At 71.3% G+C, this 23,849-nt stretch carries 7 protein-coding genes and 1 tRNA gene; 3 read left to right on the top strand and 5 right to left on the bottom strand.

Annotated features, from left to right (window positions below; translation table 11 throughout):
- Nucleotides 1–409: 409 nt before the first annotated feature.
- From ACGFNI_RS23835 to ACGFNI_RS23825, 3 genes are all read left to right on the top strand, one after another.
- Entirely contained in the window at nt 410–1,651 is a 1,242-nt protein-coding gene (locus ACGFNI_RS23835) for a DNA polymerase III subunit delta' (protein WP_393686646.1), read from the top strand.
- Nucleotides 1,652–1,965: 314 nt separating this feature from the next.
- On the top strand, nt 1,966–3,549 hold the full coding sequence (locus tag ACGFNI_RS23830; RefSeq protein WP_393686645.1) for an alpha/beta hydrolase: 1,584 nt from the start codon (nt 1,966–1,968) through the stop codon (nt 3,547–3,549).
- Nucleotides 3,550–3,641: 92 nt separating this feature from the next.
- Nucleotides 3,642–3,715 (top strand) — tRNA-Thr (locus ACGFNI_RS23825).
- A 180-nt stretch (nt 3,716–3,895) separates the two neighbouring features.
- Here ACGFNI_RS23825 and ACGFNI_RS23820 read toward each other — a convergent pair.
- The 5 genes from ACGFNI_RS23820 to ACGFNI_RS23800 all read right to left on the bottom strand — a co-directional run bounded on the left by ACGFNI_RS23820 (nt 3,896) and on the right by ACGFNI_RS23800 (nt 23,668).
- A complete protein-coding gene (locus ACGFNI_RS23820) occupies nt 3,896–4,543 on the bottom strand; it encodes a Type 1 glutamine amidotransferase-like domain-containing protein (protein WP_393686644.1) in 648 nt (215 codons plus the stop codon).
- A gap of 107 nt (nt 4,544–4,650) precedes the next feature.
- Nucleotides 4,651–5,841, bottom strand: a complete 1,191-nt coding sequence (locus tag ACGFNI_RS23815; protein ID WP_393686643.1) for an NAD(P)/FAD-dependent oxidoreductase — start codon at nt 5,839–5,841, stop codon at nt 4,651–4,653.
- Nucleotides 5,842–5,911: 70 nt separating this feature from the next.
- Nucleotides 5,912–6,505: a signal peptidase II gene (lspA, locus tag ACGFNI_RS23810; protein ID WP_393686642.1), complete on the bottom strand. Its 594-nt coding sequence runs from the start codon at nt 6,503–6,505 to the stop codon at nt 5,912–5,914.
- Nucleotides 6,506–6,637: 132 nt separating this feature from the next.
- Nucleotides 6,638–6,850: an MbtH family protein gene (locus ACGFNI_RS23805; protein WP_393686641.1), complete on the bottom strand. Its 213-nt coding sequence runs from the start codon at nt 6,848–6,850 to the stop codon at nt 6,638–6,640.
- 18 nt (nt 6,851–6,868) lie between these two features.
- On the bottom strand, nt 6,869–23,668 hold the full coding sequence (locus tag ACGFNI_RS23800) for a non-ribosomal peptide synthase/polyketide synthase (RefSeq protein WP_393686640.1): 16,800 nt from the start codon (nt 23,666–23,668) through the stop codon (nt 6,869–6,871).
- Nucleotides 23,669–23,849 lie beyond the last annotated feature (181 nt).

Below are 23,849 nucleotides of genomic sequence, written 5' to 3'. Positions count from 1 at the left end.
CCGTGGGCGCCGCCCCCCCACCGCGGGGGGCCCCGCCCGGGGCCGCGGGCCCCCCGCCCCGCCCCCCCCCCCCCCCGGGGGGGGGGGGGGGCGCCCCGGCCCCCCCCCCCCCCCCCCCCCCCCCCCCCCCCCCCGCCCGTTTCCGTTGCGCAACCGGCAAGGCACCCGGCCGACTTGGGGCATCGCGGCGCCGGCCTGCCGGGGTGCGGCGGGCGGTGTGGAGTCGATTGTCAGTGGGTTGCACCACAATGGGATGAGCGCGTGAGGCAGCGAGGCGCCGGGCGCGTGAGCGGCGGCCCGCAGGCCGCGCGGTGCACGGAGCGTGCCGCGGACCGGCGGGGCACGGTGCCGGAGTGGCGACACCCCGGCACACAGGCAGGACGGACAGGAACAGGGACGGCGGTCAGCGGTGGCGGTATGGGACGACGTGGTCGGCCAGGACCGGGTGACGGAGCATCTCGCCGCAGCCGCGCGCGAAGCGGATGCCATCGTCTCCGCCGACCGCGCGCTCGACGCCGCGGTGCCCGGTGAACCGGCCGCGCCCGAGCGGACCGGCGCCTCCCAGATGACGCACGCCTGGCTGTTCACCGGCCCGCCCGGATCCGGCCGGTCCACCGCGGCCCGCGCGTTCGCCGCCGCGCTCCAGTGCGTCAGCCCGGACCGCGCGCTGGGCGGCGCCCCCGGCTGCGGCTTCTGCGACGGCTGCCACACCACCCTCGTCGGCACCCACGCCGACGTCGAGATCGTCCGTACGGACCTGCTGTCCATCGGCGTCAAGGAGACCCGCGACCTTGTCCGCCGCGCCTCCCTCTCCCCGGCGGGCGGACGCTGGCAGGTGATCGTCCTGGAGGACGCCGACCGCCTCACCGAAGGCGCGGGCAACGTCCTGCTCAAGGCCGTCGAGGAGCCCGCGCCGCGGACGGTCTGGCTGCTGTGCGCCCCCTCCATCGAGGACGTACTGCCCACCATCCGCTCCCGCTGCCGCCAGCTCACCCTGCGCACCCCGCCCGTGGACGCGGTCGCCGACGTCCTGATGCGCAGGGACGGCATCGAGCCGCAGGCCGCCGCGGCGGCGGCCCGTGCCACCCAGGGGCACATCGGCCGGGCGCGCCGCCTGGCCACCGACGAGCGGGCCCGCGCCCGCCGTGCGGCCGTCCTCAAACTGCCGCTCCGCATCGACGACATCGGCGGCTGCCTCAAGGCCGCCCAGGAGCTGATCGACGCGGCGGGCGAGGACGCCAAGCAGGTCGCCGAGGAGGTCGACACCAAGGAGACCGAGGAGTTGCGCGCCGCCCTGGGGGCCGCCGCCGGTACGGGCGGCCGGCTGCCGCGCGGCACCGCGGGCGCCATGAAAGAACTCCAGGACCGGCAGAAGCGCCGCTCCACCCGTACGCAGCGCGACAGCCTCGACCTCGCCCTGGTCGACCTCACCGGCTTCTACCGCGACGTGCTCGCCCTCCAGATGGGCGCATCCGTCCAGCTCGCCAACGAAGAGGTCCGCGACAGCGTCCAGCGCATCGCCCAGAACTCCACCGCGGCCCGCACCCTGCGCCGGATAGAGGCGATCATCGCCTGCCGCGGCGCCCTGGACCGCAACGTCGCCCCGCTGCTCGCCGTCGAAGCGATGACCACCGCCCTCCGCGCGGGCTGACCCGCACCCACCGGCACACCGCCACCACGCGCCGACGGCCGGGCCCGCCCCGGCCCGCTCGCCACCTCGGCGCGTCCTTTCACCACGCCTTCCCTACGGCACGCATCGTCATCACCCCGATACGCTCCGCTCATGCGTCGGTTCGCCCCACACCCCGGCCGCCGACCGTCCACATCCACATCCACATCCACACCACGCGACACCACCCCCCTCCGGCCTCACCGCCGGAGCCGCCAGTGCCCTCCGCGCCACGCGCCCACCGGCGCCACCGCAGCCGCCCGCCGCCACGCCGACCCAGGGACCGAGGACCGCCCATGGCCACCAGCCGCCTGTACCGCACCACCGCCGCCGTCTTCGCGGCCACCGCGCTGCTGATCTCCGGCTGTTCCTCGGGGTCGTCCTCGGACTCGACGGACTCCCCGGACCGCACCGCGGGCGCCCGCGCCACCGGCGGCGCCCAGCCCGCCCTCGCCCCGCTGCCCACCGAGGTACCCGCCAACCTCCGGCCGTACTACGACCAGAAGCTCAGCTGGCGCAAGTGCGGAGTGAGCGGCTTCGAGTGCGCGACGATGAAGGCGCCCCTGGACTACGCCAAGCCGGACAAGGACACGGACCTGAAGCTGGCGGTGGCCCGTAAGAAGGCCACCGGGCCCGGCAAGCGGATCGGCTCCCTGATGGTCAATCCCGGCGGCCCCGGCGGCTCGGCGATCGACTACCTCCAGCAGTACGCACCGGAGCCGGCCGCCGTCCGCGCCCGCTACGACATGGTGGCGACGGACCCGCGCGGCGTGGCCCGCAGCCAACCCGTCGAATGTCTCACCGACAAGGAGATGGACCGCTACACCCAGACCGACCAGACCCCGGACACCCCCGCCGAGGTCAGCAAGCTGACCACCGCCTTCCGCGACTTCGCCAAGGGCTGCGAGGAACGCTCGGGCAAGCTCCTCCCGCACGTCTCGACCATCGAGGCGGCCCGCGACATGGACGTACTGCGCGCCGTCCTGGGCGACAAGAAGCTCACCTACGTCGGCTCCTCGTACGGCACGTTCCTGGGCGCGACCTACGCCGGCCTCTACCCCTCCCACGTCGGCCGGATGGTCCTGGACGGCGCGATGGACCCCACGCTCGGCCCCCGGGACGTCAACATCGACCAGACCGCCGGCTTCAACACCGCCTTCACGGCGTTCGCGGCGGACTGCATCAAGCACCCCGATTGCCCCCTCGGCACCAAGAGCACCACGGACGCCGGAAAGCAGCTCTCCGCCCTCTTCAAAAAGCTGGACGCACACCCGGCCGAGACCGGCGAGGACCGCAAGCTCACCGAATCCCTCGCCGCCAACGGCGTGATCGCCGCGATGTACGACGAGCAGGCATGGCCGGTCCTGCGCGAATATCTCGCCCAGGCCGATGGCGGCAACGGCCGCGGGCTGCTCACGCTCTCCGACAGCTATTACGAGCGCGACCCGGACGGCAAGTACGCCAACCAGATGTACGCCAACCCGGCCGTCAACTGCCTCGACCTCCCGCCGGCCTACAAGACCCCCGATCAGGTCCGCGCCGACCTCCCCCGCTTCCGCAAGGCGTCCCCGGTCTTCGGCGACGAATTCGCCTGGGCCTCCCTGAACTGCGCCTACTGGCCCACCAAGCCCACCGGCACCGCCCAACGCATCGAGGCCAAGGGCTCCGCCCCCATCGTCGTCATCGGCACCACCCGCGACCCCGCCACCCCCTACGCCTGGGCCAAGGGCCTCGCCGCCCAGCTCTCCGGCGCCACCCTCCTCACCTACGAGGGTGACGGCCACACCGCCTACGGCCGCGGCAGCGACTGCATCGACTCCGCCGTCAACACCTACCTCCTCGACGGCACCGTCCCCCCGAAGAACAAACGCTGCACCTGACCTCCACCCGCCGCCCACCCTCACCCTCTGACCAGCCCCGCAACCGATTACGAAGCACCCCTTCGGCATGTGTAGACTGGGCCGCGCATCACGCCGCCTTAGCTCAGTCGGCCAGAGCGACGCACTCGTAATGCGTAGGTCAGGGGTTCGACTCCCCTAGGCGGCTCCGGAAAAGCCCCAGGACTCACTCGCCGTGACCTGGGGTTTTTTCATGTTTGGGGTGAGCGGGGCCGCCCTTGGTGATCCATCGGTTACGAGAACGACCGCATCGTCAACGCGAGTTGCGACGCGCTCGGCGTGCGGTGCGCCACGGTCTGCCGCTTCTCGGGCGTTGCCTGGAGTCGGTTCAGCCGACCACTCGTACGCCGTTGTCGTCGGCGACGATTGCCTGGCCGTCCCGCAGTGCCACGAAGGGCTCGTGGTGGTCGATGTGGTGCTGGACGGTGTGCTCGATCTCTTCCGTTTCGGGGTGGTCGGAGCGGTAGTGGGGTGCGACTGCGAAGGGGAGCAGTCCGAGTCCGTCCCAGAGTGGGTCGCCTGCGGGGTAGTCGGCGGGGATGTGGTCGGGGTCGTCGATGTGGCCGCCGATGCCGCGCAGGGTGGTGCCGGCGACGGCCGCGGCGGCGCTGTAGCCGCCGAAGACCAGGGTGTCGGCGGCCAGCAGTTCCTTGAGCAGTGCGTCCGCGCCGCTGTGTCGCAGGGCGCGGCGCAGGACGAAGGAGTTACCGCCCCGTACGTAGACCAGGTCGACGTTTTCCAGGGTTTTCCGGAGTGAACGGTCGCCGCCGAAATAGTCACGGAGGTCGAGTTCTTCAGGGGACAGGCCGATGGATTGCAGTTCCGCGATCTCCCGCTGGGTGGATGCGGCCCTTGAGTCCGCGTCCTGGAAATCGTAGGCATTCATCACGAGTGCCGTACGTGTCCGGCCGTCGAGCAGGCGCGGTAACTCCTCGGGGTAATTGCCTATGCGGAAGGAAGAAAGGTAGAGGCGCATGGCGTGCAGTGTATGGGGGGTCTCTTGGCAGTGGCCGATGGTGTGGGGCAGTGCAAGGCCCAGGTCAGCGAGTGGTTTGCTGACCTGGGCCGTGTGTGTGGGGAGTGTCAGGCTTCTGCGAGGGCTGTCAGGAGTTCCTCGTTGTAGAAGTCGTCCATGGTGCAGACGCCGGACAGGGTGGCGAAGTAACGGTCCACCAGGGTCTGGTTGGCCGAGATGGCCTTGAGGAAGGTCACCCGGTCCTCGGGGACCTTGAGTTCGGCGACGTTGAGGGTGCTGCGGTAGAAGTCCATGAAGGTCTCCTGCAGGTCCCGTGCGTAGCGCTCGCAGGCCGTGGCGAGCGCCGCGGGGTCGTGCAGGTCCTTGCCGACGCAGTCGGTCAGCAGCTGCGCCTGGAGGAAGGCGTCGGTGATGCCGCGGGCGGCGATCGAGTCCTTGTGGTGGGCGGCGTCGCCGACCAGGGCCCAGCCGGGGCCTGACGGCTGCCGCATGAAGTTGAGCTGTTCCCCCGTGCCGTAGAGCCGTTCGACCTGTTCGGCCGATGCCAGCCGGTCGTGCAGGCTCGGGGCGGTGGTGCGGATCGCCTCCAGGTAGGCGGCCTGGGCGTCGGTGCGTACCTGCTGGAATTCCGACTGGGGGAAGTACGTCATCACGAGCGTGCGGTCGTCGTTGGTCGGGACGACGCCGACCCACCGGCCGGGGCGTTCGTACAGCTCGAAGTGGGCGGGCAGGCCCTCCCAGTAGCTGTAGTACGTGCAGGTCATGGGCGGGTTTTCGGCGATCATCGGGGCCTCGACGTGCCGTGCGACGACCGAGCGCATGCCGTCGGCGCCGACGACCAGGTGTGCGTGTTCGGAGATCTCGTCCCCGTCGGATGTTTTGTACGTGACGCCGGTGACTTTGTCGCCCTCGCGGAGCAGGCCGGTGACCGTGCATCCTTCGCGGAACTCGGCGCCGGCCGCGCTCGCGGCGTCGGCGAGGATCGGGTCGAGGACGAAGCGGCGGGGCGCGTACGTCGTGCTGTGGCCGTCGGCCGGCAGCAGGGAGCCGCTCAGCCGTATGTCCGCGTTTTCGTAGCTGACGCGCTCGATGGGGGTGATGTTGGTGGCGCGTATTTTGTCCAGCAGGCCCCAGCGGCCGAGCATCTCGACCCCTGGCTGGTGAAGGTAGTGGGAGGAGAGCTTGTCCTGCGGGAAATGTGCCTTCTCCAAGAGCAGGACCCGGTATCCGGCGCGGGCCATCAGCATTGCCGTCGGCGCCCCCGCACAGCGCGCTCCCACCACGATCACGTCGTACACGACGTCTCCCTTTTCCTTGTTCCGAAAGTGAACACCCGCACCGGGGAATTCTTTTGTGTGCTGCTCGGCGTCAGGACCGAGCGGTTTCCGTGCTGTCGCCGGCCTCGGTGTTCTCGGCATCGGCGCTTTTGCCGGTGTTGTCCAGCTCCCACCCTCGGAAGGTGAAGAACACGATCAGGATGCCGCCGCAGACGATCGCCCAGTCGGCGAGGTTCATCACGCTGAAACCCCGTACGGAGATGAAGTCGACGACCGCGCCCCGGAAGTGCCCCGGGCTGCGGAAGAGCCGGTCCGTCAGGTTTCCGAGCGCGCCGCCCAGCAGCAGCCCGAGGGCAATGGCCCAGGGGACGCTGTAGAGCTTGCGCGCCATGCGGATGATGGCCACGGTGACGGCCACGGCGATGACGGTGAACAGGATGGTCGTCGCTTCGCCGATGCTGAATGCGGCGCCGGGGTTGCGCATCACCCGCAACTCCAGCACGGTGCCGATCAGTTCCACGGGAGCGTGGTGCTCCAGCTTCGCGACCACGAGCACCTTGCTGAACAGGTCGATCGCATAGGCGAGACCCGCCACTGCCAGGAGGAACGGGATACGCCGCTTTCCCCTGCCGGTTTCTCCCCGGCTTTCACTGCCTGCCTCTGGGGACCGGTCCGCATTCGTCATATTCCGTCACCTCGAAGTCTGTTGTCCGGTCGTGTCCCGGTCGCGGGCCGCTCGGCGGCGGCTGTGGAGTCGCTTCCACAGCCGCCGCCGAGTGTCCCCGGAGACGAGGGCCGGAGCGCGTCCGCAGAGCGGTCAGCTGTCTCCCATGGCCTGCACCAGGGAGCGAGGACGCATGTCGTCCCAGTGTCCGTCCACGTAATCCACACATGCCTGGCGGCTGTCCTTGCCGTGGCGCACGGTCCAGCCGTCCGGAATGCCGATGGCCGCCGGCCACAGCGAGAACTGGCCTTCGTCGTTCACCAACACGAAGAACTCCGCGCTGTCGTCATCGAACGGGTTGTCCATAGCAGTATCTCCTTCTCATCACGCTTCGCGTGAATCCATCAGCTTCCGCGCGACGACCGGGCCGATCTCGTCGACCGGGCCGCTCTTCATCATGTCGTCGTGCGCACAATCGATGTCGTAAACGTCGAGCGCACCGTCCACGTGGTGCGCCCACCGGTCCTCCCGTGCCAGTGGTTCGGAATCCCCGCCGGTGGCGACAAAGAGGGTCAGATCCCCTGTGTACGAACCCAGGGACACTTCGCTCGACAAGCGCGCGAAGTTGTTCATCACCGCGGCCACCCGGGCCATTTCGAAGCCTTCCAGCATGCGCAGAACGCCGTCGTATCCGTCCGCCGCTTCGGGCTCGGGGGCTGCGGTCGTTTCCTGTGCGGACTCGGGCCGGTCGTAACCGTAGTAATCGGTGAGCATGCGGACGATTTGGGATTCATCCACCGCCATGTCCTCTTCGCCCGCGCCGACGGGGTCGGGCGAGGCGTCGAGCACCGCGAGGAAGGCGACTTCCTCTCCCTGCGCCTGGAGTTCGGTGGCCATCATGTGCGCGAGGACGCCACCGAACGACCAGCCCAGGAGGTGGTACGGGCCGCTCGACCGGACCGTGCGGATCTGCTCGACGTAATCGCGGGCGATTTCGGTCAGGCTCCCCGGGAGTTCCCGTTCCGGTCCTGCCAGCGCCCGTGCCTGGAGGGCGTAGAGCGGACGGTCGGATTCCACGTGCCGGAGCAGCCCGGAGTAGACCCAGCCCACGCCCGATCCCGGGTGGATGCAGAACAGTGGCGGCGCATCGCCGGTCGCGCGCAGCGGGAGCAGGACGTCGAGCGACTCGCCGCCGACCTCGCCGCCCAGACTGTCCGCGAGCGCGGCGACGGTCGGCGCGGCGAACAGGTCCCGGATCCCCAACTGCACGCCGAGCGCCGCACGCACCCGGCTGACCAGGCGCGTTGCCAGGAGTGAGTGGCCGCCCAGGGTGAAGAAGTCGTCGTCGATGCCGACGGTGGGCAGGCCCAGGACCTCGGCGAAGAGTCCGGCGAGCAGTTCCTCGCGGATGGTGCGCGGGGTGCGCGCCGCCGCACCGCCGCCGGGGTATTCCGGAGCGGGGAGGGCGCGGCGGTCGAGTTTGCCGTTGGGGGTGACCGGGAGGGTGTCCAGCACCATTACCGCCGACGGGATCATGTAGTCGGGGAGGAACTGGCCTGCGTGTGAGCGGAGTTCGGCTGCGAGATGGGCGGGGTCGTGGTCGCTGTCGGTGGGGGTGGTGTAGGCGACGAGGTGGGTGCCGCCGGGGCCGTCTTCGCGGGGGATGACGGCTACCTGGGCGGTGGCGGGGTGTTGTGTGAGGACGGCTTCGATTTCGCCGGGTTCGATGCGGAAGCCGCGGATTTTGACCTGGTCGTCGACGCGTCCGGTGTAGACGAGGTTGCCGTCGGTGTTCCAGTGGACGAGGTCTCCGGTGCGGTACATGCGGGCGCCGGCGGGGCCGAAGGGGTCGGCGACGAAGCGGGAGGCGGTCAGGCCGGGCCGGCCGAGGTAGCCGCGGGCCAACTGGTCGCCTGCTATGTACAGTTCGCCGGTCACGCCCGGAGGTACTACGCGCAGCGCGTCGTCCAGGACGTATGTCTGTGTGTTCCACACCGGGCGGCCGATCGGGACCGGGCCGGTGGTCTCGGCCGGCAGGGCCTCGGATGCGGTGACGTCAACGGTGGCCTCGGTCGGGCCGTAGAGGTTGTGCAGGCGGGCATCGAGTGTGCTGCCCACGCGCGTCACGAGGTCGGGTGACAGGGCTTCGCCGCTGGTGATCACCAGTCGGATGCTCTCGCACCGTGCGGCGTCCGGCTCGTCCAGGAACACCCCGAGCATCGACGGGACGAAGTGCAGGACGGTGACGGAGGCGGCGGTGATCAGCTCGGCGAGGTACTTCGGATCGCGGTGCCCGTCAGGCCGGGCGACCACGAGGGTGGCGCCGGTGATCACGGGCAGGAAGAACTCCCAGACGGAGACGTCGAACGTCGCCGGTGTCTTCTGGAGGACGCGGTCGTGCGCGGACAGCGCGTACGCGTCCTGCATCCACAGCAGGCGGTTCACCAAGGAGGCGTGCTCGATGGTCGCGCCCTTGGGGGTTCCGGTGGAGCCGGAGGTGTAGATGGTGTAGGCGGGGTGCCTGGGGAGCAGCGGCCGGATGCGGTCGCCGTCGGTGACGCCGGTGGCCGGGAAGCGGGCCAGGTCATCGGCGGTCGGCAGGAACGCCGGGGTGGCCGTCTCGGGCAGGGCGGCCAGCGTTCCGGCGTCGGTGAGCAGGCCGGCGGGCCGTGCGTCGCTCAGCATGTGGGCGATGCGGGCCTCGGGGTGGGACATGTCGATCGGGAGGTAGGCGGCGCCTGCCTTGAGGACGGCGAGCAGGGCGACGACGAGGTGCTCGGAGCGGGGGAGCGCCACGGCGACGCGGTCCTCCGGGCCCACGCCCTGGCCGATGAGGTAGTGGGCCAGGCGGTTGGAGCGGGCGTCGAGTTCCGCGTAGGTGAGTTCTCGCTCCTCGAAGACGACGGCGGTGTGCTGCGGGGTGCGTGCCGCCTGCTCGGCGAGGAGTGCGGGCAGTGTCGTGGCGGGCAACTGCCGCTCGGTGGCGTTGCGTTCGGTCAGTACGTCGGCGCGTTCGGTGGGGGTGATGACCTCGATGCCGGCGACCGGTGCTTCCGGGGTGGTGGTGACGGCGGTGAGTACCTGGACCAGGCCCTGGACCAGGCGCTGTGCGGTCGTCGCGTCGAACAGGTCCACGGCGTAGGACAGGTCGGCCGACATCCCGCTGTGGCCGTCGGCGCCTGCCGGGTCATCGGAGAAGGAGAAGTGCAGGTCGAACTTGGCCACCTCCACGTCCGTCGGGACCGCGCTGATGTCGAGATCCGTCATCCGGAGGTCGGCATCGGCGTTGTTCTGGAGGTCCACCATCACCTGGAACAGCGGGTGGTGGTGGGTGGAACGGGCCGGGTTGATCGCCTCGACGACGGCTTCGAAGGGGACGTCCTGGTTCTCGTATGCCGCGAGGTCCGCTTCCCTGACGCGTTCCAGCACGTCACGGAAGGTGGGCGTCCCGGAGAGGTCGGTGCGCAGGACGAGGGTGTTGACGAAGAAGCCGACGAGGTCGTTCAGCTTGTCGTCGGTGCGTCCCGCGATAGGGGTGCCCAGGGGAATGTCGTCCCCCGCGCCGAAGCCCTGCAAGGTCACCGCCAGAGCCGCTTGCAGCACCATGAACACCGTCACGCCGTGCCGGGCGGCCAGGTCGGTGAGGGCGTGGTGCAGGTCTTCGTCGATGTGGAAGGGGACCGTGGCGCCGCGGTGGGACGCCTCCGCCGGGCGGGGGCGGTCCCAGGGGAGGGTGAGTTCGGTGGGTGCGCCGGTGAGGGCCTTGCGCCAGAAGTCGGTCTGGTGGCGCAGGACGCTGTCGGGGTCGTCGGCGGAGCCGAGGAAGTTCCGTTGCCAGAGGGTGTAGTCGATGTACTGGACCGGGAGTTCGTCCCACTGGGGGGCGTTTCCGGCGCAGCGCTGCTCGTATGCCTGGGTGAGGTCGCGGGCCAGGGGTGCCACGGACCAGCCGTCGCCCGCGATGTGGTGGACGGCGATGACGAGGATCGACTCGGTGTCCGAGACGGTGCCGAGTGCCACCCGGACGGGCAGGTCGGTGGTGACGTCGAAGCCGTGCGCCGCGATGTCGCGCGCCCAGGCGTCGGCGTCGCCGGTGATGCGCTCCTGCGTCAGCGCAGCCGCCGCTGCCCGGTCGACGGGGATGACGACCTGGGCGGGTTCGCCGTCGTGCTCGGTGAAGACCGTCCGCAGCGATTCGTGCCGGGCCAGGACGTCGCTCCAGGCGGCGCGCAGCGCTTCGGTGTCGAGCGGGCCCGTCAGGCGCAGGGTGATGGGCAGGTTGTAGGTGGCGGAGCGGCCTTCCCACTGGTTGAGGAACCAGAGGCGTCGCTGGGCGTACGACACCGGGACCGTCTCGGGGCGGTCCTGCCGGGACAGGGCCGGGCGGACGACACCCGAGGTCTCGTCGAGGCGGGTGGCGAGGGCGGCGACGGTGGGTGCGGCGAACAGGTCCCTGATGGCCAGCTCTGCGCCGAGGACGGTGCGGATGCGGCTGATCAGGCGGGTGGCCAGGAGTGAGTGGCCGCCCATGGCGAAGAAGTCGTCGTCGATACCGATCGACGGCAGCTTCAGCACCTCGGCGAAGAGCCCGGCCAGGATCTCTTCACGGACGGTGCGCGGGGTGCGTGCCGTCGTGGTGTCGAGGTATTGGGGGGCGGGGAGGGCGCGGCGGTCGAGTTTTCCGTTGGGGGTGACCGGGAGGGTGTCCAGCACCATTACCGCCGACGGGACCATGTAGTCGGGGAGGAACTGCCCTGCGTGCGAACGGAGTTCAGCGGCAAGGTGGGCGGTGTCCTGATCGTCGGCCGGGGTGATGTAGGCGACGAGGTGGGTGCCGCCCGGTCCGTCCTCGCGGGGGATGACCGCTACCTGGCTGGTGGCGGGGTGCTGTGCGAGTACCGCTTCGATCTCACCCGGCTCGATGCGGAAGCCGCGGATTTTGACCTGGTCGTCGACGCGTCCGATGTAGACGAGGTCGCCGTCGGTGTTCCAGCGGACGAGGTCTCCGGTGCGGTACATGCGAGTGCCGGGCGTGCCGAAGGGGTCGGCGACGAAGCGGGAAGCCGTCAGGCCGGGCCGGCCCAGGTACCCGCGGGCCAACTGGGCTCCGGCCACGTACAGTTCGCCGGTCACGCCCGGAGGCACGACGCGCAGCGCGCCGTCCAGGACGTATGCCCGGGTGTTGGCCACCGGGCGGCCGATCGGCGGGTCCGTCGGCCAGGCGGACTCGGAGTGCGGCAGCGAGTGGGCGGTGACGACGTGCGTTTCGGCCGGGCCGTAGTGGTTGTGCAGGCGTCGCGGCGTCTCGCGGAAGAAGCCGCGGACCGGCTCGTTGAGCTGGAGGCGCTCGCCGGCCTGCATGACGTCCGTCAGCGCGGGCAGGGTGCGGCCGTACTCGGCTGCCGCCGAACTCACCGCCTCCACCATCAGGTTCGGCGCCAGCAGCTCATTGACCTCGGTCTTCTCCAGCCACTCGACGAACTCCCCGGCGTCCTTGCGGATGTCGTCGTCGGGGATGCAGAGCGCCTTGCCCGAAAGGAGGGCGCTCAGGATCTCCTGCACGGACACGTCGAAGCTGATGCCGGTGAACTGCGCGGTGCGACCGCCGTCGGTGTGGTGCAGCTCCGCGTGGTGCCACTGGAGAAGGTTCACCAGCGCCGCGGACGGCATCGTGATGCCCTTGGGGGTTCCGGTGGAGCCGGAGGTGTAGATGACGTAGGCGGGGTGTCCGGGGTGCAGGGGGCGGACGCGGTCGGCGTCGGTGACGGGGGTTGCGTGGAACGCTTCGAGAGCGTCAACCGTCGGTGTGAGAACGGGAGTTGAGGTCTCGGGGAGTGTGGTGTGGGTGGTGGTGAGGAGGGCGGCGGGGCGTGCGTCGCTCAGCATGTGGGCGATGCGGGCCTGGGGGTAGGCGGGGTCGACGGGGAGGTAGGCGGCGCCCGTCTTGAGGACGGCGAGCAGGGCGACGATGAGCTGTTCGGAGCGGGGGAGTGCGACGGCGACGCGGTCCTCGGGGCCCACGCCCTGGTCGATGAGGTAGTGGGCCAGGCGGTTGGAGCGGGTGTCGAGGTCGGCGTAGGTCAGCTCCCGTTCCTCGAAGACGACGGCGACGTTCTGCGGGGTGCGTGCCGCCTGGTCGGCGAAGAGTCCGGGCAGTGAACCGCCAGGGAGCTGCCGCTCGGTCGCGTTGTGGTCGGCCAGCAGGCCGGTGCGTTCGGCGGGGGAGATCACGTCGATGTGCGTGACCGGTGCTTCCGGGGTGGTGGTGACGGCGGTGAGTACCTGGACCAGGCCCTGGACCAGGCGCTGCGCGGTCGTCGCGTCGAACAGGTCCACCGCGTAGTAGAGGTCACCGGCCAGCCAGCCGCCCTGGTCGCCCTCGCGCTCCGTCAGCGAGAACTGAAGGTCGAACTTGGCGGCATCGAGCCGGAGGGCTTCCTCCGTGATCTCCAGATCCGTCATCCGGAGGTCGGCATCGGCGTTGTTCTGGAGGTCCACCATCACCTGGAACAGCGGGTGGTGGTTGGTCGAACGTGCCGGGTTGATCGCCTCGACGACCACCTCGAAGGGGACGTCCTGGTTCTCGTACGCGGCGAGGTCCGCTTCCCGGACGCGCCTGAGCACCTCGTGGAAGGTGGGGCTGCCGGTGAGGTCGGTACGCATGACGAGGGTGTTGACGAAGAAGCCGACGAGGTCGTTCAGCTTGTCGTCGGTGCGGCCCGCGACGGGGGTACCGACGGGGATGTCGTCGCCGGCGCCGAAGCCCTGAAGGGTGACGGCCACGGCCGCCTGGAGCACCATGAAGACGGTGACGCCGCAGGTCGACGCCAGGTCGGTGAGGGCGTGGTGCAGGTCTTCGCCGATGCGGAAGGGGACCACGTCGCCCTGGTGGGAGCCCTCGGCGGGGCGGGGGCGGTCCCAGGGGAGGGTGAGTTCGGTGGGTGCGCCGGTGAGGGCCTTGCGCCAGAAGTCGGTCTGGTGGCGCAGGACGCTGTCGGGGTCGTCGGCGGAGCCGAGGAAGTCGCGTTGCCAGAGGGTGTAGTCGATGTACTGGACCGGGAGTTCGTCCCACTGGGGGGCTCGTCCGGCGCAGCGGTCTTCGTACGCCTGCGAGAGGTCGCGGGCCAGCGGGGCCACGGACCAGCCGTCGCCCGCGATGTGGTGGACGGCGATGACGAGGATCGACTCGGTCTCCGAGACGATGCCGCGCACCACCCGGACGGGCAGATCCTCCGACACGTCGAAGCCGCGCTTGACGACCCCGTTGATCCAGTCGCTCGACTCGCCCCGCACCGCTTCTTCCGTCAGTACGGCCGACGCGGCCTGCGTGACGGGGATGACGACCTGGGCGGGTTCACCGTCCTGCTCGGTGAAGACCGTCCGCAGCGATTCGTGCCGGGCCAGGACGTCGCCCCAGGCGGCGCGCAGTGCCTCGCCGTCGAGCGGGCCCGAAAGGCGGAGCGCCAGCGGCATGTTGTACGTCGACGAGCGGCCTTCCCACTGGTTGAGGAACCAGAGGCGCCGCTGGGCGTACGACACCGGGACCGTCTCGGGGCGGTCCTGCCGGGACAGGGCCGGACGCACCACGCCCGAGGTCTCGTCGAGGCGGGTGGCGAGGGCGGCGACGGTCGGGGCGGCGAACAGGTCCCTGATGGCCGGTTCCGCGCCGAGGACGGTGCGGATGCGGCTGATCAGGCGGGTGGCCAGGAGTGAGTGGCCGCCCATGGCGAAGAAGTCGTCGTCGATGCCGACGGCGGGCAGGTCCAGGACCTCGGCGAAGAGCCCGGCGAGCAGTTCCTCGCGGACGGTGCGCGGGGTGCGCGCCGCCGTGCTGCCGGGGTATTCCGGGGCAGGCAACGCCTTGCGGTCGAGCTTGCCGTTGGCGGTCATCGGCAGGGTGTCCAGTACCACCACCGCCGACGGAACCATGTAGTCCGGCAGGTGCTGGGCCGCGTGGGTGCGGAGTTCAGCAGGGAGGTGGGCGGGGTCGTGGTCGCTGTCGGTGGGGGTGGTGTAGGCGACGAGGTGGGTGCCGCCGGGGCCGTCTTCGCGGGGGATGACGGCTACCTGGGCGGTGGCGGGGTGCTGTGTGAGGACCGCTTCGATCTCACCCGGTTCGATGCGGAAGCCGCGGATTTTGACCTGGTCGTCGACGCGTCCGATGTAGACGAGGTTGCCGTCGGTGTTCCAGCGGACGAGGTCTCCGGTGCGGTACATGCGGGCGCCGGGTGTGCCGAAGGGGTCGGCGACGAAGCGGGAGGCGGTCAGGCCGGGCTGATCGAAGTAGCCGCGGGCCAACTGGTCGCCCGCTATGTACAGTTCGCCGGTCACGCCCGGGGGGACCACGCGCAGCGCGCCGTCCAGGACGTATGCCCGGGTGTTGGCCACCGGGCGGCCGATCGGCGGGGTCCTGTCGCCGGCCGGGGGGAGGCAGTTCATCAGGGTGACGGCGACGGCGGCCTCGGTGGGGCCGTAGCCGTTCCAGAATTCCCGGTCGGCCGTCGCCCACTCGTCGACCAGACGCCCGGCCGGTGCCTCGCCGCCGACGGACACCGGGCGCAGCGCCGGGAGTTGGGCAGGGTCCAGCAGCGGCATGACGGCGGGCGGCAGCTCGGCGACGGTCACCTCTTCGTCGCGCAGCAGCTGCTGGAGCCGGAGCGCGTCGGTGCGCTGCTCGTCGGCGGCGAGGACCAGCGTGGCGCCCGAGGTGAGCGCGGTGAAGATCTCGAAGACCGACACGTCGAAGGTGACCGCGGCGAAGCCGAGCAGCCGGGTGCCGTCGGCGATGCCGTAGGCGGGGCTGATGGCCGCGATGAAGTTGCCTGCCGCCCGGTGCTCGACGGTGGTGCCCTTGGGGGTTCCGGTGGAGCCGGAGGTGTAGATGACGTACGCCGGGTGCTCGGGACGGAGCGGGCGGACGCGGTCGGCGTCGGTGAGGGGGCCGGCCGGGAGCGCTCCGAGAGTGTCAACTGCCGGGGTGATGGCGGGAGTTGTGGTCTCGGGCAGGGTGGCCAGGGTTTCCTGGTCGGTGAGGAGGGCGGCGGGGCGTGCGTCGCTCAGCATGTGGGCGATGCGGGTGTGCGGGTAGGTGGGGTCGATGGGGAGGTAGGCCGCGCCGGTCTTGAGGACGGCGAGCAGGGCGGTGATGAGGTGTTCGGAGCGGGGGAGCGCGACGGCGACGCGGTCCTCGGGGCCGATGCCCTGGCCGATGAGATGGCGGGCCAGGCGGTTGGAGCGGGTGTCGAGGTCCGCGTAGGACAGTTCCCTGCCGTCGAAGACGACGGCGGTGTGCTGCGGGGTGCGTGCCGCCTGCTCGGCGAGGAGCGCGGGCAGTGTCGTGGCGGGCAACTGCCGCTCGGTGGCGTTGCGTTCGGTCAGTACGTCGGCGCGTTCGGCGGGAGTGATCACCTCGATGTGCGTGACCGGTGCTTCCGGGGCGGCCGTCACGGCGGTGAGTACCTGGACCAGGCCCTGGACCATGCGCTGTGCGGTCGTCGCGTCGAACAGGTCCACGGCGTAGGACAGGTCGGCGGACAGGCCGCTCCCGCCGTCGCCGGCCTCGGGGCCGCCGGCGAACACCGTCGCCTCGGAGAAGGAGAACTCCAGGTCGAACTTGGCCATGTCCCAGCCGGTCGGGACGGCGTTGATCTCCAGGCCGGGGAGGTACAGCTGGTGCCCTGCGTTGTTCTGGAGGTCCACCATGACCTGGAACAGCGGGTGGTGGTGGGTGGAGCGGGCCGGGTTGACGGCTTCCACGACGGCTTCGAAGGGGACGTCCTGGTTCTCGTACGCGGCGAGGTCCGCTTCCCTGACGCGTTCCAGCACGTCACGGAAGGACGGGGCGCCGGAGAGGTCGGTGCGCAGGACGAGGGTGTTGACGAAGAAGCCGACGAGGTCGTTCAGCTTGTCGTCGGTGCGGCCCGCTACGGGTGTGCCGAGCGGGATGTCGTCGCCCGCGCCGAAGCCCTGAAGGGTGACGGCCACCGCTGCCTGGAGCACCATGAAGGCGGTGACGCCGCAGGTGGACGCCAGGTCCTTCACGGCCTGGTGCAGGTCTTCGCCGATGTGGAAGGAGACCACGGCGCCGCGGTGGGACGCCTCCGCCGGGCGGGGGCGGTCCCACGGCAGCGCCAGTTCGGCCGGGGCGCCGGCGAGGGCCTTGCGCCAGAAGTCCGTCTGGCGGCCGATGACGCTGTGGGAGTCGTCGGCGGAGCCGAGGAAGCCGCGCTGCCAGAGGGTGTAGTCGACGTACTGGACCGGCAGTTCGTCCCACTGCGGGGTCCGTCCGACGCAGCGCTCCCCGTACGCCTGCGAGAGGTCGCGGGCCAGGGGTGCCACGGACCAGCCGTCGCCCGCGATGTGGTGCACCACGAGCACCAGGACCGACTCGGTGTCCGACACGGTGCCAAGGACCACGCGGACGGGTAGGTCGGCGGAGAGGTCGAAGCCGCGCATGGCCACCTCGCGGACCCACGCGTCGACGTCGCCGTCGATCCGCTCCTGCGTCAGCGCGGCCGATGCCGCCCGGCCGACGGGCAGGACGACCTGGACGGGTTCGCCGTCCTGTTCGGTGAAGACCGTCCGCAGGGATTCGTGGCGGGCCAGGACGTCGTCCCAGGCGGCGCGCAGTGCCTCGCCGTCGAGTGCGCCCGTCAGGCGCAGGGCGAGGGGCATGTTGTAGGTCGCCGAGCGGCCTTCCCACTGGTTGAGGAACCAGAGGCGCCGCTGGGCGTAGGAGACCGGGACGGTCTCGGGGCGTTCCTGCCGGGACAGGGCCGGACGGGCCACGCCTGACGTCTCGTCCAGCCGGGCGGCCAGCGCTGACACCGTCGGCGCGGCGAACATGTCCCGGATGCCCAGCTGCACGCCCAGGACCGAGCGGACCCGGCTGACCAGGCGCGTTGCCAGGAGTGAGTGGCCGCCCAGGGTGAAGAAGTCGTCGTCGATGCCGACCGCGGGCAGGCCCAGGACCTCCGCGAACAGTCCGGCGATGAGTTCCTCGCGGACCGTCCGGGGGCCGCGGGACAGGGCGCCGCCGCGGGTTTCGGGGACCGGCAGGGCACGGCGGTCGAGCTTGCCGTTGACGGTCATCGGCAGGGCGTCGAGCACCACCACGGCCGACGGCACCATGTAGTCGGGCAGGCGGGTCTGGAGCGCACGACGCAGGCGCTCGGGCAGCGCGTCGACGGCTTCGGCGTCGGGGCCGTCCGTCTCGCCACCTGGCACCACGTAGGCGGCCAGCCGGACGTCGCCGGGGCGGTCCTCGCGCACCATGACCACGGCGTGGTCCACGCCTGGCTGGTCGAGCAGCGCCGTCTCGACCTCGCCCGCCTCGATGCGGAAGCCGCGCAGCTTCAACTGCCCGTCCACGCGGCCCTCGTAGACCAACTGGCCGTCCGCGTTCCAGCGCGCCAGGTCTCCGGTGCGGTACATCCGCTCACCCGGGGCGCCGAACGGGCAGGCCACGAAGCGCTGGGCGGTCAGGCCCGGCATGTTGTGGTACCCGCGGGCCAGGCCGGGCCCGGCGAGGTACAGCTCGCCCACGACGCCTTCCGGCACGGGGCGAAGACCGGCGTCGAGTACGTAGGTGCGGGCGCCCGCCACCGGGGTGCCGATCGGGGGGATGCCGGAGCCGGACAGTTCGCCGCTGGTGGTGGCGCAGATGGTGGCCTCGGTCGGCCCGTACGCGTTCAGCATGCGGCGGTCCACGGCCCACCGGGCCGCGCGTTCGGCGGGGCACGCCTCGCCGCCGACGAGGAGGGTGCGCAGGCCGCTGAGCGCCTCGGGCTTGACGCCTGCGAGGAGCGTCGGCGGGATGAGGGCGAGCGACACCCGCTGCTCGGCGACGACGGACGCGAGCGTGTCACCTGCGAGGACGGTGTCGTCCTGCGGCACGACGAGCGCCGCGCCGTTCGGGAGCGCCATGAGGAGTTCCATGACGGACGCGTCGAAGCTGGGCGAGGCGAACTGGAGCACCCGGGCATCGGCGTCGATGGCGAACCGCTCGGCCATGGTGGCGACCAGCCCTGCGATGCCGGTGTGGGGGACCACGACGCCCTTGGGCGTGCCGGTGGAGCCCGAGGTGTAGATGACGTACGCCGGGTGCTCGGGACGCAGCGGGCGGACGCGGTCGGCGTCGGTGGGGTTGTGGTCGCGCCCCGCGCCCGCCCGGTCCCACTCGGGGGCCGCGGTGTCCAGGAGGAAGAGCTGGTCGAGGGTGACCGGCAGGTCGGCGGCGAGCGCGTCGTGCGTGATCAGCAGCGCAGGTCCTGCGTCGCCGAGCATGTACGCGATGCGCTCGGCGGGGTACGCCGGGTCGACGGAGAGGAAGGCCGCTCCCGCCTTGGCCACGGCCAGCACGGTGACGATCCGGTCGGCGGAGCGGGGCAGCGCGATTGCCACCGTGTGCTCCGGGCCGATGCCGCGGGCGATGAGCGTGTGCGCCAGGCGGTTGGCGCGGGCGTTCAGTTCCCGGTAGCCGATGTCCGCCGCCCCGGCGACCAGCGCCACGGCTTCGGGCGAGCGGGCCGCACGGTCCTCGACGAGCACCGGCAGGGTGACCGCGCCGCGGTCGTCGCCTGCGGTGGCCGCGTCGACCGGCAGCTCCGTACGGTCGTCGGCGGAGTGCAGCTGTGCCTGTCCGATCGGCCGGGCGGGCTCCGCGACGAACTGCTCCAGGAGCAGCGTCCACCGTGCCATCAGCGTCTCGACGGTGGCACGGTCGAACAGGTCGGTGGCGAACTCGGCGACACCCGCGATGGCGGCCGGTGTGCCGTCGGCGTCGTTGTCGGACCGCTCCAGCAGGCTCAGGGCGAGGTCGAAGCGGGACACCCCGATGTACATGGGGCGGCCGTTGGCCTCCACGCCGGGCAGGGCGATGCGCGGGTACTCGTTGTTCTGGAGGGCCAAGGAGACCTGGAACAGCGGGTGGTGGCCGGTCGACCGCTGCGGCCTGAGGGCCTCCACGATGCGCTCGAACGGCATGTCCTGGTGGGCGTAGGCGGCCAGGCTGTCGCGGCGGACCTGGGTGAGCAGGTCCGCGAAGGTGGGGGCGCCGGACGTGTCGACGCGCAGGACGAGGAGGTTGACGAAGCAGCCCACCAGGTCGTTGAGCGCCTCGTCGGTGCGGGCGGCGATGGGTGAGCCGATGGGGATGTCGTGGCCCGCGCCCACCCGGGTCAGCAGCGCCGCGAGGCTCGCCTGGAGCACCATGAACACCGTCGCGTCGTGGGCGCCGGCCAACTGCCGTATCCGGCCGACCAGTTCGGCGTCGAGGGTGAAGTCCAGGGTGTCGCCCTGGTGCGAGGCGATCTCGGGGCGCGGCCGGTCGGTGGGCGGTGTCACCACGTCGGGCAGGCCGCCGAGCCGCCGGGTCCAGTAGTCGAGCTGCTGGTGGCCGAGGCTTTCCGGGTCCTTCTCGTCGCCGAGCAGCGCGCGCTGCCAGAGGGCGTAGTCGGCGTACTGCACCGGGAGCGGCGCCCACTGCGGCGGCTCGTCGGCGGCGCGGCTGGAGTACGCCGTCAGCAGGTCGCTCGCCAGCGGCGTGAAGGACCAGCCGTCGGCGGCGATGTGGTGCAGCAGGATCAGTACGGTGTGTTCGTTCTCGGCCGTCTCGTACAGGGTCACCCGCAGCGGGAGCGCGGTGGCCAGGTCGAAGAGGTGGAAGGCGGCCGTTTCCAGGTGGCCGTCCAGCTCCGCTTCCGTGGTCCGCTGCACCGACCAGGGCACCTGCGCCTGCTCGGGGGCAAGTATCCGCTGGTGGGGGTGGCCCGCCTCGTCCACGGCGAAGAGCGTCCGCAGGGACTCGTGCCGGTCGACGATGTCCTGGAAGGACGCGCGCAGGGCCTCTCGGTCGAGGGCGCCCGACAGGCGCAGGATCAGCGGGATGTTGTACGTGGGCGAGGGGCCCTCCATCCGGTGGAGGAACCACAGGCTGCTCTGCGCGTAGGACAGCGGCACCTGCTCGGGGCGCTCGTGGCGCCGCACCGGGATGCGCCGGGTGCCGGGGTGGTCGCTGTCCATCCAGGCGGCCAGCTCGGCGACGGTGGGCGCGTCGAACACCGCGCGCACCGGCACCTCCAGGCCGAGTGCGGAACGGATGCGGCTGGTGAGACGGGTGGCGCTGAGGGAGTGGCCGCCGAGGTCGAAGAACGAGTCGTCGATGCCGACCCGGTCCGTCTTGAGCACCTCGGCGAACAGCTCGCACAGCAGCCGCTCGCGGGGGTCGCGGGGCGCGCGTCCCGCAGGGGCCGCGGTCGCGGTGGGGGCGGGCAGCGCCCGCAGGTCGAGCTTGCCGTTCGGCGTCAGCGGCAGCGCGTCGGTGAGCACGATGTGGGCGGGGACCAGGTGTCCCGGCAGGCTGCGGGCCAGCTCGCCGCGGAGCCCCGCGCCGGTGGCCTCCGACCCGGCGTGCAGGATCGCGTAGCCCACCAGCTGGTTCTGCCCGTCGCCGTCCGCCCGCACGACGACGGCCGCCTGCGCGACGTCGGCGTGGGCGAGCAGGGCCGCCCGGACCTCGCCGGGCTCGATGCGCACCCCGCGGACCTTCACCTGGTCGTCGACGCGGCCCAGGTAGAGGAGTTCACCGCGGTCGTTCCACCGCACCTGGTCGCCGGTGCGGTACATCCGGCCGCCGGTGGGGTCGAAGGGGTTGGCGACGAACCGGGAGGCGGTCAGCCCGGCCCGGCCGCGGTAGCCCCGCGCGAGCTGCGCGCCGGCGAGGTACAGCTCGCCCACCACACCCACCGGCACCGGGTTCAGCGCGGCGTCCAGGACGTACAGCTGGGTGTTCCACACCGGGCCGCCGATCGGCACAGGACCGGCCGGGTCCGTCGGGCGCAGCCGTCCCGACGCGCTGACGTCGATGGCGGCTTCGGTGGGTCCGTAGAGGTTGCGCAGGTCGACGTCGAGCTGTTCCAGCAGGCCGTCGCGCAGTGCCGGGGTCAGCTCCTCGCCGCTGCACAGCACCAGACGCAGGCTGTCGCAGGACCGGGCGAGGCCCTCGCGGACGAACAGGTCGAGCATGGACGGCACGAAGTGCAGGACGGTGATCCGCTGCCCGGTGATGACGGACGCCAGGTAGGCGGGGTCGCGGTGGCCGCCGGGCTCCGCGAGTACCAGCGTCGCACCGGCGCACAGCGGCCAGAACAGCTCCCACACCGAGACGTCGAAGCTCGCGGGGGTCTTCTGGAGCACCCGGTCGGTCGCGTCGAGCCGGTAGGCGGACTGCGTCCACAGCAGGCGGTTGACCAGGGCGGCGTGCGTGACGACCACGCCCTTCGGCTGCCCGGTGGATCCTGAGGTGTAGATCATGTACGCGGGGTGGCCGGGCGCGGCGGCCACGGTGGCGGGCGCCGGGGCACCGGCATCGGCGCCGGATATCAGCGTGCCCCGCTCGTCGAGCACGAGTATCCGGGCGCCGTCGCCCAGGGCGGCTGCCACGGCAGGACGGAGTTCTTCGGTGGTGAGGACCACCGGCGGCCTCGCGTCGTCGAGCATGTACCGCACGCGCTCGACCGGGTATTCGGGGTCGACCGGCACGTAGGCGCCGCCGGCCTTCGACACGGCCAGGGCCGCCACCACGAGCGCCGGCGACCTGGGCAGGAACAGCGCGGCGAACTGCTCGGGCGCGACGCCCTGTGCGCGCAGGGTCCTGGCCAGCGTGTCCGTGGCCGCATCCAACTCGCGGTAGGTCAGCCGCTGTTCACCGGAGACGACGGCGGGCGCGTCCGGGGCGGCGGCGGCCTGCTCGGTGAAGAGGGCGGGCAGCGTCAGGGCGGGAACGTCGTGGCGGGTGTCGTTGAACTCCGTCACCACGCGGTGGTGTTCGTCGTCGGAGAGCAGCGAGAGGTCGCCCACCCGTCCCGCGGGGCCTGCCTCGCGCACCTGCCGCATCACCGTCACCAGGCGGTCGGCCAGGGTGTTGAGCCCGTCGTCGTCGTGGCGTTCGGCGTCGCCCTCGATCTCGACGACGAGGCTGCCGTGGCGGGGGTCCATCCGGAGGTTCAGGGTGACGTCGTGCACCGGACCGGTCTTGACCATACGGAACTCGGCCGCCACGTCGCCCAGTTGCAGCTCCGAGTTGAAGTTCATGATGTTGACGCCGACGCCGAACAGCGGGTCCTGCCTGCCGTGGACCCGGCGGCTGTCGTGGATCATCCACTCGTAGCGGTAGCGCTGGTGCCTCATCGACGCCCTGACGGTGGCCGAGACGTCGGCCGTCAGCGCCGCGAAGTCCTGGTCGGGCCGTCCGCTCAGCCGCAGCGGCAGGATGTTCGACATCATGCCGGGGGTCAGCTTCGACGCGGCGCCCACCCGCGCGGTCACCGGAAGCCCGACGGGCACGTCGTAGCGGCCCGTCGATTTCCACAGCAGCAGGGCGACATGGGCCAGCAGGACGGTCGTGGTGGACACCTTCAACTGCTCGGCGATGCGCACGATGCCGGCCGCGTCCTCGTCCGCCAGATCCCGGCGGACGATGCGGGTACGGGGCGCGAGGCGGGAGGGCTGCCCGGAGAGCGTCACGGCCTCGGGGCGGTCGGCGAGGTGGGTGTGCCAGAAGGCGGCGTCCTGCTCCCAGGCGTCCGACGCGCGGTAGTCGACGTCACCCGCCACGATGCCGGCGACCTGGCCGAACCAGGCGTCGGACACCGGCTTCCCCTGCGCCAGTTCGGTGTAGACCTGGCTGATCCGGCGCGCGACCAGCACGCCGCCGTAGCCGTCGATCACCAGGTGGCTGCCGTGCAGGAAGAACAGCGCGTGCCCGGGGGCGACGTGCAGCAGGGCGAAGCCCGTCGAGCAGTTCTGCCCCCGGTAGTCGTTCTCCCAGATGTGCTGGTGCATCCACTCCTCGGCCGCCGCCAGCGGGTCGGGCCCCGCGGAGAGGTCGACGATCTCCAGGTCCGCTTCCGGCTCGTCGGCGATGACCTGCTCGATCTCCTCGCCGTCGACCCGGACGGTGGTGCGGAACGCCTCGCTCTCGGCCACGGCGGTACGGATCGCCCGGCGCAGCAGGTCCACGTCCAGGGCGCCGCGGAGTTCGAGGCACTCGCCGATGTTGTAGACACCCGCGGACGCCTCCACCTGCTGGGCGAGCCAGATGCCCCGCTGGGCCTCGGTGACCGGCAGGCGGTGCTCGGTTCCGGTCGCGTCGGTGCTCTCGGCGTTCGCTTCGACTGCGTCCACGATCTGCTAACTCCTGTACATGGCGAGCATGAGGTCTGCAAGGGATGAGGGCCCGGCAGGGGCGAGTGCCCCGGTGGGAAGCCGGCTTTCGGCATGCTGCGTCGAGCCGGTGGCCGGTGCTGCGGCTGCCTGCGGGCAGCCGGTTCTGGTGGACGAGGCAGGCGAGGACCCGTGCGGCGGT

Source organism: Streptomyces sp. NPDC048644 (assembly GCF_043199105.1).
In the GTDB taxonomy this organism is placed as follows: domain Bacteria; phylum Actinomycetota; class Actinomycetes; order Streptomycetales; family Streptomycetaceae; genus Streptomyces.
This window is presented reverse-complemented; position numbering and strand designations above follow the sequence as displayed.

Bases quoted from the DNA above. Each gene is read 5' to 3' on its own strand.
- ACGFNI_RS23805 (WP_393686641.1), bottom strand. From the start codon at position 6,850: ATGGACAACCCGTTCGATGACGACAGCGCGGAGTTCTTCGTGTTGGTG.
- lspA (WP_393686642.1), bottom strand. From the start codon at position 6,505: ATGACGAATGCGGACCGGTCCCCAGAGGCAGGCAGTGAAAGCCGGGGA.
- ACGFNI_RS23830 (WP_393686645.1), top strand. From the start codon at position 1,966: ATGGCCACCAGCCGCCTGTACCGCACCACCGCCGCCGTCTTCGCGGCC.
- ACGFNI_RS23820 (WP_393686644.1), bottom strand. From the start codon at position 4,543: ATGCGCCTCTACCTTTCTTCCTTCCGCATAGGCAATTACCCCGAGGAG.